Origin of the sequence: Methylobacterium sp. 17Sr1-1 (assembly GCF_003173775.1) — a bacterium.
Classification (GTDB): Bacteria; Pseudomonadota; Alphaproteobacteria; order Rhizobiales; family Beijerinckiaceae; genus Methylobacterium.
On the sequence record NZ_CP029552.1, the window covers coordinates 3,516,835 to 3,529,472 of the forward strand.

Consider the following 12,638-nt stretch of genomic DNA (forward strand, 5'->3'; position numbering starts at 1 on the left):
CTACTTCTTCCAGGAGGCGGCGTAGAAGCGCGGCACCTCGTCGGTCTGCGCGGTGAAGGTCAGGTCGGCGCTGAAGGCGTAGTTCGACGGGTAGGAGAACATCGGCAGCGCGTAGGCCTGGGCGGCGATGCGCGTCAGAGCCTCCTTGTACTTGGCCTTGCGGGTCGCCGGATCGGTGCTGGTGTCGCCGGCCTGTAGGGCGGCGATCACGGTCGGATCGCGGGCCAGATCCTCCTCGCCGCCGCGGAAGTAGATCCCGGTGAAGGCCGAGACGTCGTTGATCGAGAACGAGCCCCAGGTCTGGTAGCCGATCGAGGTCTTGCCGGCCCGCAGCGCGTCGCGGAAGGCGGCGTAGCGCAGGTAGTTGAGCTTGGCGCGGATGCCGACGGCGCGCAGGTAGCCGATCACCGCCTCGGCGTAGTCGCGCTCGCGATAGGCCGAGAGGTCGATCTCGAAGCCGTTGGGGTAGCCGGCCTCCTTGAGGAGCGCCCGCGCTTTGGCCGGATCGTAGGCGTAGGTGGGCACGCCCTCGTCGGTGCAGCCGAACTGCTCGACGAAGCACAGCGCGTTCATCACCCGGGCGCCGCCGCGCGCCAGGTTGTCGACCATCGCCTTGCGGTCGATGGCGTGCGCGATCGCCTGGCGCACCCGCACGTCCTTGAGCGGCGAGTTGTCCTGCGCGCGGCCCTGCACGTCGAATTGCAGGTAGCCGACCCGCATCGTCTCGGCGGAGACGACCGTGAGGGTGGGATCGCGCTTGAGCTGGTCGGCCTGGTCGGTCGGCACGCGCCAGATCCAGTCGACGCCGCCGGTCATCAATTCGGCCATGCGGCTGTCGGCGTCCGGGATGATGCGGAACTCGAGCTTGCCGATCCTGGCCTTCCCGACCGGGCTGCCCGGCCAGTACTTCTCGTTGCGCACCATCTTCACGCTGCGGCCGCTCTCGACCGAGACGATGCGGTAGGGACCGGTGCCGACCGGAGCCTTGCTGAAGCCGTCGAGTCCCACCTTCTTGAAGTAGGCGGCGGGCAGGATCGGGGTCGGGCCGGAGAGGTATTCGAGGGCGGCCGGGAACGGCGCCTTGAGGTGGATCCGCACCGTGTTGGGGCCGGTCACCTCGGTCGACTTCATCCAGTCGACGTTGCCCTTGGTGACGATCTTCGCCTCGGGCGTCAGCACGTAGTTGAACGTGAAGGCGACGTCCTCGGGCGTCAGCGGATCGCCGTTGTGGAAGGTCACGCCGTCGCGGAGCGTGAGGTCGAGCGTCACCGGGTCGACCCAGGTCCAGGCGGTGGCGAGCATCGGCTGGTGCTGGCCGGTCGCCGGATCGCGGTAGAGGAGAGTGTCCCAGACGTTGCGGGCGAGGATCACGCCCTCGCGCAGGTTGTTGTGGTAGGGGCTCAGGTTCTCCGGTTCGCTGTCGGAAGCGTAGACCAGGGTGTCGTTGGCCTTGCCGGCCAGCGCTGGGCCCGCGACCCCGGCGAGGAGGAGGCCCGCGAGCAGCGCCCCCGCTTTGCAGATCCGGCCCGCTTCGATCCGTGTCGGCATCCGTGTCGGCATCTCGGCTCCGCCTCGTCGTGGGGCAGCGTGGGCGCATCCACCCGTCATGCTGCACTGCCGCAAAATTCACCCTGCCAGAATGTTGCGCAGATCCGATCGCAGCAAGTCGAATTTATCGATAGGCTCGTTGCCGAAACGGCAAGGCGGGGGATGCAGGCGGGATGCAGACTACGGCGTTGCGCTACTTCCTGGCGGTCGCCCGCGAGGGCACGATCGCGGCGGCCTCCGCCCGGCTCAACGTCGCGCCGTCGGCGATCAGCCGGCAGATCGCCAACCTGGAGGCCGAGCTCGCCTGCCCGCTGTTCGAGCGCCGGCCGCGCGGCATGGTGCTGAGCCAGGCCGGCGAGCTGCTCGCCCGCCACGCCCACCAGGTGCTGGCGAGCGCCGAGCAGGTCGTCACCGAGATCCGGGAGCTGGAGGGGCTGTGGCGCGGCCTGGTGCGGGTCGCCTGCACCGAGGCCTTCGCCATCGACCTCGTGCCGGAGGCGATGGCCGCCTTCCACACCCGCCATCCGGGCATCCGCTTCGACCTCGCCGTGCTGCCGCCGGGCCAGGTCACCCACCGGGTGGTCCAGGGCGACGCCGATCTCGGGCTCACCTTCAGCCTGGAGCCCTCCACCGGGACCGCGGTCGCCTATCGCGGCAGCCTCGACATGGTGGCTTTGTGCGCGCCCGACCATCCGCTCGCCGGGCGCGGGCCGATCGGGCTCTCCGACCTCGCCGCCTACCCGGTGGCGTTGCTGCCGCGGGACACGACGCTGCGCACCATCCTCGACGCGGCCTGCGCAGCGGACGGCGTCGCGATCGAGCCGGCGCTCACCGCCAACACCCTCTCCTCCGTCCTGCCCTTCCTGCGCCGCACACGGGGCGTGACCCTGGTCTCCTCGGTCGCGCTCCAGGGCCAAGTCGCGCGGGGCGAGTTCCAGGTGCTGCCGGTCCGGTCCCGCCGCAGCCTGGCGCGGGGCATCGAGGTCCAGACCATGCGCGACCGGCGCCTGCCCCGCGCGGTGCAGGCTTTCCTGACGGCGCTGGTGGCGACATTGCCGCCGGTGCGGAGTTGACGGTGGCGAGGGGACTGATGACACTGGCCGGGCGAATCGATCGCCCTTGGACGATCGAAGGATTTGTTCCGCCTTGCACCTTGCTCGTCTCGAAGAGATCTCCCCCGGCCGCAGCGATCCGGGCGACGGCGTGAGATCGACCTGATGACGTCGATCGCCGGGCTGCCCGAGTTCCTGCTCTATCTCGGCACGGCCGCGGGCCTGACCGGCCTCTACCTCGTCGTCTACACCCTCGCCACGGCGCATAACGAGGTGGCGCTGATCCGCCGGGACGTGACGGCCGCCGCGGTCGCCCTCGGCGGCAGCCTCGTCGGCTTCACCCTGCCGCTCGCGGCGGCGGTCACCAACGCCGGCTCCGTGCTCGACTGCCTGGTCTGGGGCCTCATCGCGCTGGTGGTGCAGATCGCGGTCTACTGGCTGGTCCGCCTCGTCGTGCCGGACCTGTCGCGGCGGATCGAGGACGATCGGATGGCGGCGGCCTGCCTGCTCGGGGCCGCCTCCCTGGCCGGCGGCGTTCTGAACGCCGCCTCGATGACCTCCTGAGGCGCCTGTGAGCGAGGTCGCGCCCGTCTCCCCCGAGGAAACGGCCCGCCGCGCCAAGCGCTCGGCCGCGATCTCCCTGGTGCTCGTCGCGGGCGCCGGGGCCGGGGCCTTCGCGCTCGCCGGCCTCGCCGGCGCGAAGCGGGACGAGGACGTGCTGGTCTATCGCACGCTCGACGCCTGCCTCGCCGAGCGGGTGCGCAGCGCCCAGGCCTGCACCGAGGCCGAGGCCGCCGCCCGCGCCGCCCATGCGGCGAGCGCGCCGCGCTACGAGACCCTGGCCGAGTGCGAGCGCCACCACGGCAGCGGCGGCTGCGTGCCGGGCGCGACGGTGACGCCGGACGCGCAGGGCCGCACCCTCCCGCTGATGTCGGCCTTCATGATGGGGCGGACGGACGAGCAGAACCTGCCGGTCCAGCCGCTCTACGCCCACGCCCCGGCGGAGGAGCGATCTCACGCCGGCCATGGCGGCGGGTATGCCGGCGGCTACTGCACCGGCTCGGGCGCCCGGGTCGTGCCCGGGGGCGGCGGCTCGGGCGCCCGCGTCTCCTCCGCGGTCGCCCGCAGCCCCGTCTCGACCCCGCGCACCATCGCCCGCGGCGGCTTCGGCGGGACCGGGCGGGCGGTCGCGGCGGCTTCGAGCGGGCACGGGACCGGAGGCGGCTGATGCGCCGCGTCGCGACGGCGGAGCGGCCCGACTGGCGCGAGCACGCGGCCCGGGCCGGCTTCCACTTCCACTCCTTCGATCACTCCTTCGACGGGGCGCCCTACTGGGACGAGAGCGCCTACTACGCCTTCAGCCTCGCGGAGATCGAGGAGGACATCGAGGAACCGACCCGTGACCTGCACGCGCTCTGCCTCGCCTTCGTCGCGCGCGCGGTCGAGGACGAGGCGATCCTCGCCTCCCTGGCGATCCCCGAGCACGCCTTCGACGCGATCCGGGCGAGCTGGCGCCGGGGCGACCCCGCGCTCTACGGCCGCCTCGACCTCAGCTACGGCGGGGCCGGCACCGGGCCGGCGAAGCTCCTCGAATACAACGCCGATACGCCGACCGCCCTCTACGAGAGCGCGGTGTTCCAGTGGCTCTGGCTCGAGGACGGGCTCGCCCGCGGCCGCCTGCCGGCGGGCTCCGACCAGTACAACGCCCTGCACGAGCGGCTGGTCGCGCGCCTCGCCGAGATCGGCGGGTCGGGGCGCCTCACCTTCGCGAGCTTCGCCGACGCGCCGGAGGACCGCGGCACGGTCGCCTACCTGCAGGATTGCGCGCTCCAGGCCGGCCTCGCGGCGCCGTTCCTGCCGGTCGAGGCGATCGGCCTCAAGTCCGACGGGTGGTTCGTCGACGAGGCCGGGCACCCGATCGAGACCCTGTTCAAGCTCTATCCGTGGGAGTGGATCTTCGCCGATCCGTTCGGCCGGGCGGTCGCCGCCGCGCCGACCCGCTTCCTGGAGCCGCCCTGGAAGGCGGTTCTCTCCAACAAGGGCATGCTGGCCCATCTCTGGGCGATGGCGCCGGGCCATCCGAACCTGCTGCCGGCCTTCTTCGAGGACGACCCGGCCAAGGCCGCCCTCGGCGACAGCTTCGTGAAGAAGCCGCTCTACGCCCGGGAGGGCGCCAACGTGCTGGTCGTGCGCGAGGGCGCGGTGGCGGCCCGGGTCGAGGGCCCCTACGGCGCGGAGGGCTTCGTCCGCCAGGGTCTCGCCGCGCTGCCGCGCTTCGATGGGCGGCACGCGCTGATCGGCAGCTGGATCGTCGGGAACGAGCCCGCGGGCCTGTGCCTGCGCGAGGGCGACGGGCCGATCACCACCGACCGGGCCCGCTTCGTGCCGCACGTCATCGATCCGTGACCTCGCAGGGCGCGTCGCCCCCGCAGGGCGCGTCGCCCCCGCAGCACCCGCCGCTCTCGCGGAGCGGGCACAATTCTCCGCAGGACGCCACCCCCGGCAGGCGCTGGCGCAGGCAGCAGGTGCGCCGGCGCCGGTCGCGCAGGGCCTGCGCCAGCGGGCTGAGGGTGCAGGCGGCCCCGTCGCGGGCGGCCTCGGCGCACCAGCCGAGGCAGGTCGCGACCTCCGGGCGGGCCAGGGTCTCGGGCTCGCCGAGCTCGCGGGCGACGTAGTCGAGGATCACCGCGGCGTTGCCCCAGATCACCCGGGGGGCGATGCCGCATTGCGCCCGGCACAGCTCGACGAAGGGCCGCAGGTGGTCCTCGACGAGGCCGGCGAGCCCGGCGCGGGCTCCCTCCGGCGCCCCGGGCCGCACCAGGAAGCGGGCCGGCCGGCCGGCCGCGTCGAGCTCGACGCTCGTCGTCGCGAAGGCGAGCGGCAGCGGCCGCCCGAGGCGCACCAGGGCCGTCATCACCGGGGTGGCGAGGGGCGCGAGGTAGAACTGGCTCCAGTACGAGACCAGCGCCCGCCGGTCGGCGGTGCCGGGGCTCACGCCGAGGCCGGCCGCGAAGGCCGCCAGGGTGGCGTCGAACACCGCGGGATCGCGCAAGGCGACGAGGGGCGTCGCCGCCCCGCTGGTCCCCGCCGCCACGCCGTCGCGATAGGTGCCGAGCGAGGCCGGCACGTGAGCGGCCACTTGGGCTGCCCACTGGGCGGCGATGTCGGGCATCGGGGAGGCGAGACCGGCGCTCATCGCGGCCCCGCCCGGTCGGTCCGCAGGGTGCGGGCGATCTGGAGCGCCAGCCAGGCGAGCGCCGCGGCGTAGGGCGGCATCGCCGCCGCGAAGTAGCCCGGCCAGCCGGTCCAGCCGGCGAGCGCCGGGCTCGCGACGCGCAGCGGCATCGCGGCGAAGAAGGCGGCACCGAACAGGAGCGCGTAGTCGGTGGCGGGCCGCGGACCCTGGGCCCAGCGATAGATCATGTTGAACACCGGGACCCCGAGGAAGCCGCCGAAGACGAAGTTCAGGACCGTGGCGGCGACGGCCAGCCCCTCGGAGCGGAGGAGGCAGGCCGCCGCCATCAGGCCGCCGGCGAGGAGCACCCCGGTCCCGCCCAGCCCGATCAGCCGCACGGTGCCGAACCGGACCGCCAGGCCGCCGGCCATCAGCGCCATCACCAGGTTCACCGCCGGCAGGACGGTGCCGGTGAGGAAGCCGACCTGGCCGAGCGGCACCCCGAGATCGAGCAGCGCCAGGGTGTTGGGCCCGGCCAGCAGGTAGGCGGCGGCGAAGTAGGCGCCGAGCGCCGCGATGCGGCCGGCCAGCACCCGCAGGCGTTCGAGCGAGCCCGACCAGCGCTCCGGCACGCCGCCGGCTCCCTGCAGCCGCGCCTCCGGATAGGCGAGGATCGGCAGGAGGCAGAGCGCGTCGAGCCCGGCGCAGGCCAGCAAAGCGGTGGGCCAGCCGATCGTGTCGTAGGAGCCGACCAGCACGCCGACCCCGAGAATCCCCCCAAGCGAGGCGCCGCAGAGCTTGGCCGAGGCGACGAAGGCCCGCCGCTCCGCCGGCACCGTCTCGACCACCAGGGCCTCCAGCGCGATGTCCATGGTGGCGGCGCAGGCGCAGGTGGCGATGGCGAGCGCGAGCAGCACCGGGAGCGGCCAATGCTCGCCGAGGCTCAAGGTCGCCAGCAGCGCGATCGTCGCGCCCTGCGCCGCGACGATCCAGCCGAGGCGGCGGCCGAGGAACGGCAGGCGCACCCGGTCGAGCAGGGCCGCCCACAGGAAGGTCAGCCCGACCGGCAGGTTGATGAGCTGCAGGAGCCCGACCTGCGCGAGGTCGAGGCCGCGCGCCCGCAGGATCAGCGGCGCCCCGCCCGACAGGAAGCCGAGCGTGGCCCCGAAGGTCACGTACAGGCAGAAGAACGGGATGAGCGGGCGCAGCGCCGCGAGGAGGGTGCGGGCGCTGCCGAGCGCGACGGCCTGCGTCACGGCGCGGGCGCGCCCGGACCGGCCACGGCGCCTGATGGGTACTTTGGAATCACACTAATTCGTCTTTGCGTACAGGGACTTGAGCTTACGGGGCGGGGGCCCGGCCCGCAAGGCCGAGGCGGGCCAAGGCGCGCGGGCGCGGCTTCGGGCGGCGATTGCTTAACCGGTTCCGTGCAGGCTGCCGCGAGCGGTCCGTTTCGCGCCGGGAGGGTCGAGCGTCATGGCTGGCGAACTGGCGAGCCTCGTGAATCGCGCTGCGCCGGCGGGGGCGCGGACCCTCGCCCTGCGGGGTGCGCCGGACCAGCGCCGGCACCAGCGCGTGGCCGTGGCCCTGCTCGGGCGCTACATGCTCGCCGACCGGCAGGAATACCCGTGCCAGACCGTCGACATGTCCCCCGGCGGGGTGCGCCTGACCTGCGCCGTCGGCGGCGCGGTCGGCGAGCGCATCGTGATCTATCTCGACCATGTCGGGCGGATCGAGGGGACGATCGCCCGGCTCCTGCCGGACGGCGTCGCGGTGGCGATCGGCGCGACGCTGCGCAAGCGCGACAAGATCGCCTCGCAGCTGACCTGGCTCGCCAACCGGGCGGCGCTCGGCCTGCCGGAGGACCGCCGGCACGAGCGCGTGGTGCCGCGCCAGAGCCTCGCCACCCTGCGGCTCGACGACGGGCGCGAGGTCGCCGCCCGCATCATCGACGTCTCGCTCTCCGGCGCGGCCCTGGCCTGCGAGGCGGAGCTTTTGCTCGAATCCGCCCTCATCGTCGGCCGCACCCCCGCCCGGGTGGTGCGCCGGTTCAAGGGCGGCCTCGCGGTCGAGTTCCGGCTGCCGCTGTCGCCGGACCGGTTCGACGAGACCCTGGTGCTGTAGCGACGGATCCGATCCGTCGCCCGGCGACGTCGCGCACGCGGGCCCGCCTGTGGCTGCTGATCCTGGCCGCCCGCGGGTCTTGAGGCGCGGAAGCGTGACGGAGACCTACAACGCGCCCTCGCGGATCGAGCCCGGATCGGCCAGCGCGTGGAGCAGGCCCGCCGCCGAATGGGCGAAGCGCAGGGTCACGGCCTTGCGGCGGGCGCCGGCCAGGGGATGCTCCGGGGGCGCGCGCAGGATCTCCGCCCCGAAGGCGTCGGCGACGATGAGCCCGGTCGCCTCGGGCAGGATCTCCACCGGCAGGGTCTCCGGCACCGCGAAGTAGAAGCGGTCGCAGAAGTCGCGGTAATCCGGCCATTTCCGGTCGGCGCGGAAATCGGCGACGCTCGACTTGATCTCGACGATCGTCAGCTTGCCGCAGGCCCCCAGCGCGATCAGGTCGGCGCGCCGTCCGTTGGCCAGGGTGAATTCCGGGATCGTGACGTGCCCGAGCTCGGCGAAGAGGCGCCGCACCCCCCGCTGCACGCTGAGCGCGGTCGGCGATTGGCGGCGGTCGACGGGGAGCGAGAGGGCGAGGGCGGCGGACAAGGCTGTGGAGGGCTGCTTCTGGCGGGTTGCGCGGGACCGAATCGGGAACGTCATCGGACCAGCTTCGCGCATCGTTGTCACCTGCGACCCGTGTCGCAGGCGGCGCGCATCCGCGACGGACGTAGCGGTTGATCTCACGCGCCTGCTCGCCGATGGTCGGCCCCGCAGGGGCCGCACGAGACGGCTGCAAGAGACGGCCCGGCGAGACGGCCGGGCGACGGGAGGGAGATCGATGGTGGGGCAGAGCGCCGCCGAGGGAAAGAAGGGCGGGCGGGCCGGCATGCGCCTCGTCGGCGGCACGGCGCTCGCCCACGGCGATGCGGTGCGGCTGGAGAATGTCGGCATCGCCTTCACCCTGAAGGGCGGCAAGCGCTACGTCGCCGTCGAGGGCATCGATCTCGGCGTGAGCCCCGGCGAGTTCGTGGCGGTGGTCGGGCCGACGGGGTCCGGCAAGTCGACCCTGCTCAACGCCGCCGCCGGCCTGCTGAAGCCGGCCTCCGGCAGCGTCACGGTGTTCTCCTCGGCGCTGTCGGGCCTGAACGGCCGCGCCGGCTACCTGTTCCAGGCCGATGCCCTGATGCCGTGGAAGACGGCGCTCGACAACGTCGCGGTGGCGCTGGAGCCGCAGAAGGTCCCGCGCGCCGAGGCGCTGGCGCGGGCCCGCGACTGGCTCGGCCGGGTCGGGCTCTCGGCCTTCGTCGACCGCTATCCGCACATGCTCTCGGGCGGCCAGCGCAAGCGCGTGGCGCTCGCCCAGATGCTGATCCGGGATCCCGAGATCCTGCTGATGGACGAGCCGTTCGGGCCGCTCGACGCGCAGACCCGGCAGATCATGGGCAACCTGCTGCTGGAGCTGTGGGCCGCCAACCGCAAGGCGGTGATGTTCGTCACCCACGACCTCGAGGAGGCGATCGCGCTCTCCGACCGGGTGGTGGTGCTCTCGGCCGGGCCCGCCGCCCGCATCGTCGGCCAGTTCAAGGTGGATCTGGCCCGCCCGCGCGACATCAGCGAGATCCGCCTCGAGCCGCACTTCCACGCCCTCTACAAGGAGATCTGGTCGTGCCTGCGGGTCGAGGTCTCCCGCGCCTATGCGGGCGGTCCCGCGTGACGCCTGATCGGAGACTCCATTCGTGAACCGCCTCGGCCTCCTCGCCCTCCAGATCCTCGTCGGCCTGACGGGCCTCGCGATCTGGCACGTGCTCACCGTCTATCCGATCCTCGGCAGCCCGAAGCAGATCCAGTTCTTCTTCTCGACCCCGGTCGAGGTGCTCAAGCGGACCTGGACCGAGATGACCAACCCCGAGATCTGGGGCCATCTCTGGATCACCCTGCAGGAGACCGTGCTGGCCTTCGTGACGGGAGCGCTCGGCGGCATCGCCTTCGGGTTCCTGTTCGCCCGCAACGCGCTCCTCGCCGCGGTGTTCGACCCCTACATCAAGGCGGCGAACGCCCTGCCGCGGGTGGTGCTGGCGCCGATCTTCGCCCTGTGGTTCGGCCTCGGCATCTGGTCGAAGGTGGCGCTCGGCTTCACCCTGGTGTTCTTCATCGTGTTCTTCAACGTCTACCAGGGCGTGCGCGAGGTGAGCCCGGTGGTGCTCAACAACGCCCGGATGCTCGGGATGAGCGAGCGCGGGCTGCTCCGCCACGTCTACTGGCCCTCGGCGCTGACCTGGATGTTCTCCTCGCTCCACACGGCGGTCGGCTTCGCCCTCGTCGGGGCGGTGGTGGGCGAGTATCTCGGCTCCTCGGCCGGGCTCGGCTACAAGATCCACGAGGCCGAGAGCGTGTTCGACGTCACCGGCGTCTTCGCCGGCATGCTGATCCTGACCGTGTTCGTCATCGTGATCGACACGGTCGTCACCCTGATCGAGAACCGCCTCCTGGTCTGGCGCCCGCAGGCGGGCGGCCAGGGGTGAGACACCAGAGTTACGGGAGGACACGAACCATGCAACGCCGCAGCTTCCTCGCCGGCGCCGCCGCCCTGGCGCTGACCCCGGCCGTGCCCGCCCGGGCCGACATCGTGAAGGTCCGCATCGGCGTCGGCGGCAAGCCGCTCCTCTACTACCTGCCGCTGACGATCGCCGAGCGGAAGGGCTTCTTCAAGGAGGAGGGCGTCGAGGCCGAGATCAACGATTTCGGCGGCGGCGCGCGCTCGCTCCAGGCGCTGATCGGCGGCTCGGTCGACGTGGTGACGGGGGCCTACGAGCACACGATCCGGATGCAGGCCAAGGGCCAGGACGTGCGCGCCGTGTGCGAGCTCGGCCGCTTCCCCGCCATCGTGATCGGGGTGCGCAAGGACCTCGCCGGCACGGTGAAGTCGGCCGCCGACCTCAAGGGCCGCAAGATCGGCGTCACGGCGCCGGGCTCCTCGACCGCGCTGACCGCCCAATACGCGATGATCAAGGCCGGGCTGAAGGCCAGCGACGCGGCCCTCATCGGGGTCGGGGGCGGGGCCGGCGCCATCGCGGCGATGAAGAAGGGCGAGATCGACGCCATCGCGCATCTCGATCCGGTGATCGCCAAGCTCGAGGCCGACGGCGACATCACGGTGATCATCGACACCCGCACCGAGGCCGGCACCCGGGCGCTGTTCGGCGGTCCGAATCCGGCGGCGGTGGTCTACACCAAGCAGGACTGGATCGAGCATCACGCCGCCGGGACCCAGAAGGTCGTCAACGCCTTCGCCAAGGCCCTGAAGTGGATCGTCGCCGCGACGCCGGAGGAGATCGCCGACACGGTGCCGCCGGCCTACCATTTCGGCGACAAGCCGCTCTACGTGCAGGCGGTGAAGAACTCGCTCGAGAGCTATTCCCGCACCGGCATCCCGACCCAGGAGGGCATGGCGAGCGTGCTGGAACTGGTGCGCACCCTCGATCCCGAGCTGCAGGGCGCCAAGATCGACCTCGCCACGACGGTCGAGGACCGGTTCGTCAAGAAGGCGATGAGCTGAACCCTCACGCCCACCCGACCCGGGCCGCGGCGCGCGGCCCGGGCGCGCCGGGACCCGCGGTCATCAGGCGGCCCTTGCCGGCGGCCTTGGCGCGGTAGAGCGCGGCGTCGGCCTCGGCGAGCAGCGCCTCCGGGGTCATCCCCGGGGCCGCCCAGCCGATCCCGACGCTGAGGCCGACCCCGACCCCGACGGTGTAGGGCGCCTTCACGGCCTCGATCAGGCGGGCCGCCACGATCGCCGCCTCGCGGGCGCGGTCGCCGCAGGCCAGGATCACGAATTCGTCGCCGCCGAGCCGGGCCGCTCGCCACGCGTCGGGGATTCCGGCGGAGATCCGGCCGGCCACCTCCACCAGCAGGGCGTCCCCGGCGGCGTGGCCGAGGCAGTCGTTGACCGCCTTGAAGCCGTCGAGGTCGAGGTAGAGCAGGGCGAGGCCGTCGGCGCCGCGCCGCAGCCGGGCGGCGAGGTCCTCCATCAGGCCGGTGCGGTTGCGCAGGCCCGTGAGGGCGTCGTGGGTGGCCCGGCGCTGGTTCTCCCGCTGGGCGAGCAGCACCTCGACGTAGGTGCGGTTGAGCTTGACCGTGGTGACGCGCATCGCGGCCACGAACAGCAGGCCCTGCACCGCCCCGATCAGGAACCAGGGATCGCCGTAATGGAAGGGCAGCATCAGCTTCAGCGGCAGGTCGCACAGCACGATCATCGCGAGGGCGTGGCGCGGCGCGGCGTAGTTGCGGGTGATGATGCCGGCGAGGATGCCCATCATGGTCAGCGGTGCCAGGACCTGCAGCACCGGATCGCCGCTCACGAAGCACAGCACCGTGCCGATGCCGACGAGGCCCGCCCAGGTCAGGCTGCTGGCGAGCAGGAGGTCGGTCGGCGCCGGGCGCCCGGCCGCGACGGCGCGCTGGCTGCGCGCGACGAGGACCAGGCGGAGGAGGAGCAGGCCCGCATCCACCGCCAGCAGGCACGGGAAGGTCGGTCCCGGATGGCGGATCACCGCCACGGCCTCGATGATCAGCATCGCCACCGCGCCGATCACCAGCGGGGCCGGCGACGCCATCAGCGTCGCGAGCAGGCGGATCCGCAGCTCGGCCGGCAGGTCGAGGCTCGGATCCACGAGCCAGCGCAGCGGCGCGGCGCGTGGCAGCAGGTAGGTCGGCGTCGCGTCGGGCATGGGGCGGCTTCCGGGGCAGGTCCGCTCCCG

At 72.8% G+C, this 12,638-nt stretch carries 13 protein-coding genes; 8 read left to right on the plus strand and 5 right to left on the minus strand.

The window, feature by feature from the left end; genetic code table 11:
• Entirely contained in the window at positions 1 to 1,548 is a 1,548-nt protein-coding gene (locus DK412_RS15770) for an ABC transporter substrate-binding protein (RefSeq protein WP_109972707.1), read from the minus strand.
• Between the two features lie 173 nt (positions 1,549 to 1,721).
• On the opposite strand from DK412_RS15770, the gene DK412_RS15775 reads away from it, so the two are divergent.
• The 4 genes from DK412_RS15775 (at position 1,722) to DK412_RS15790 (ending at position 5,006) form a co-directional block, all read left to right on the plus strand.
• Positions 1,722 to 2,621 carry a LysR family transcriptional regulator gene (locus DK412_RS15775; protein ID WP_109972708.1) on the plus strand — a complete coding sequence of 300 codons (900 nt, stop codon included), beginning with the start codon at positions 1,722 to 1,724 and terminating at the stop codon, positions 2,619 to 2,621.
• Positions 2,622 to 2,765: 144 nt separating this feature from the next.
• Positions 2,766 to 3,164 (plus strand): DUF350 domain-containing protein, encoded by a 399-nt coding sequence (locus tag DK412_RS15780; RefSeq protein WP_109972709.1) that lies wholly within the window; start codon positions 2,766 to 2,768, stop codon positions 3,162 to 3,164.
• Between the two features lie 7 nt (positions 3,165 to 3,171).
• A complete protein-coding gene (locus tag DK412_RS15785; RefSeq protein WP_109972710.1) occupies positions 3,172 to 3,828 on the plus strand; it encodes a DUF1190 domain-containing protein in 657 nt (218 codons plus the stop codon).
• Positions 3,828 to 5,006, plus strand: coding sequence for a glutathionylspermidine synthase family protein (locus DK412_RS15790; RefSeq protein WP_109972711.1), 1,179 nt, complete (start codon positions 3,828 to 3,830; stop codon positions 5,004 to 5,006). The genes DK412_RS15785 and DK412_RS15790 overlap by 1 nt, the downstream gene beginning before the upstream one ends.
• Here DK412_RS15790 and fhuF read toward each other — a convergent pair.
• Positions 4,993 to 5,796 carry a siderophore-iron reductase FhuF gene (fhuF, locus tag DK412_RS15795; RefSeq protein WP_245446966.1) on the minus strand — a complete coding sequence of 268 codons (804 nt, stop codon included), beginning with the start codon at positions 5,794 to 5,796 and terminating at the stop codon, positions 4,993 to 4,995. The two genes, DK412_RS15790 and fhuF, sit on opposite strands and share 14 nt — an antisense overlap.
• A complete protein-coding gene (locus tag DK412_RS15800; RefSeq protein ID WP_109972712.1) occupies positions 5,793 to 7,031 on the minus strand; it encodes an MFS transporter in 1,239 nt (412 codons plus the stop codon). Before DK412_RS15800 ends, fhuF begins: the two co-directional genes overlap by 4 nt.
• 220 nt (positions 7,032 to 7,251) lie before the next feature.
• On the opposite strand from DK412_RS15800, the gene DK412_RS15805 reads away from it, so the two are divergent.
• Positions 7,252 to 7,899, plus strand: coding sequence for a PilZ domain-containing protein (locus DK412_RS15805; protein WP_109972713.1), 648 nt, complete (start codon positions 7,252 to 7,254; stop codon positions 7,897 to 7,899).
• A 105-nt stretch (positions 7,900 to 8,004) separates the two neighbouring features.
• Here DK412_RS15805 and DK412_RS15810 read toward each other — a convergent pair whose 3' ends face one another.
• Entirely contained in the window at positions 8,005 to 8,487 is a 483-nt protein-coding gene (locus DK412_RS15810; RefSeq protein WP_245447761.1) for an MmcB family DNA repair protein, read from the minus strand.
• 280 nt (positions 8,488 to 8,767) lie between these two features.
• Between DK412_RS15810 and DK412_RS15815 the strand changes: the two genes are divergently transcribed.
• Genes DK412_RS15815 through DK412_RS15825 form a run of 3 tightly spaced genes read left to right on the plus strand, consistent with a single transcriptional unit; the run spans position 8,768 to position 11,437 of the window.
• The gene (locus DK412_RS15815; RefSeq protein WP_204165612.1) at positions 8,768 to 9,595 is read left to right on the plus strand and encodes an ABC transporter ATP-binding protein; all 828 of its coding nucleotides are present in this window, start codon (positions 8,768 to 8,770) and stop codon (positions 9,593 to 9,595) included.
• 22 nt (positions 9,596 to 9,617) lie between these two features.
• Positions 9,618 to 10,403, plus strand: coding sequence for an ABC transporter permease (locus tag DK412_RS15820; protein ID WP_109972716.1), 786 nt, complete (start codon positions 9,618 to 9,620; stop codon positions 10,401 to 10,403).
• Between the two features lie 29 nt (positions 10,404 to 10,432).
• Complete coding sequence (locus DK412_RS15825; protein WP_109972717.1) at positions 10,433 to 11,437, plus strand: ABC transporter substrate-binding protein; 1,005 nt, start codon at positions 10,433 to 10,435, stop codon at positions 11,435 to 11,437.
• A gap of 4 nt (positions 11,438 to 11,441) precedes the next feature.
• Here the strand turns inward: DK412_RS15825 and DK412_RS15830 are convergent, their stop codons facing one another.
• Positions 11,442 to 12,608, minus strand: coding sequence for a GGDEF domain-containing protein (locus DK412_RS15830; RefSeq protein ID WP_109972718.1), 1,167 nt, complete (start codon positions 12,606 to 12,608; stop codon positions 11,442 to 11,444).
• Positions 12,609 to 12,638: the final 30 nt, after the last annotated feature.

What these genes read in the sequence shown, in the direction of transcription:
- DK412_RS15770 (WP_109972707.1), bottom strand. Translation starts at nt 1,548, where the DNA reads ATGCCGACACGGATCGAAGCGGGCCGGATCTGCAAAGCGGGGGCGCTG.
- DK412_RS15775 (WP_109972708.1), top strand. Translation starts at nt 1,722, where the DNA reads ATGCAGACTACGGCGTTGCGCTACTTCCTGGCGGTCGCCCGCGAGGGC.
- DK412_RS15780 (WP_109972709.1), top strand. Translation starts at nt 2,766, where the DNA reads ATGACGTCGATCGCCGGGCTGCCCGAGTTCCTGCTCTATCTCGGCACG.
- DK412_RS15790 (WP_109972711.1), top strand. Translation starts at nt 3,828, where the DNA reads ATGCGCCGCGTCGCGACGGCGGAGCGGCCCGACTGGCGCGAGCACGCG.
- fhuF (WP_245446966.1), bottom strand. Translation starts at nt 5,796, where the DNA reads ATGAGCGCCGGTCTCGCCTCCCCGATGCCCGACATCGCCGCCCAGTGG.
- DK412_RS15805 (WP_109972713.1), top strand. Translation starts at nt 7,252, where the DNA reads ATGGCTGGCGAACTGGCGAGCCTCGTGAATCGCGCTGCGCCGGCGGGG.
- DK412_RS15815 (WP_204165612.1), top strand. Translation starts at nt 8,768, where the DNA reads ATGCGCCTCGTCGGCGGCACGGCGCTCGCCCACGGCGATGCGGTGCGG.
- DK412_RS15825 (WP_109972717.1), top strand. Translation starts at nt 10,433, where the DNA reads ATGCAACGCCGCAGCTTCCTCGCCGGCGCCGCCGCCCTGGCGCTGACC.
- DK412_RS15830 (WP_109972718.1), bottom strand. Translation starts at nt 12,608, where the DNA reads ATGCCCGACGCGACGCCGACCTACCTGCTGCCACGCGCCGCGCCGCTG.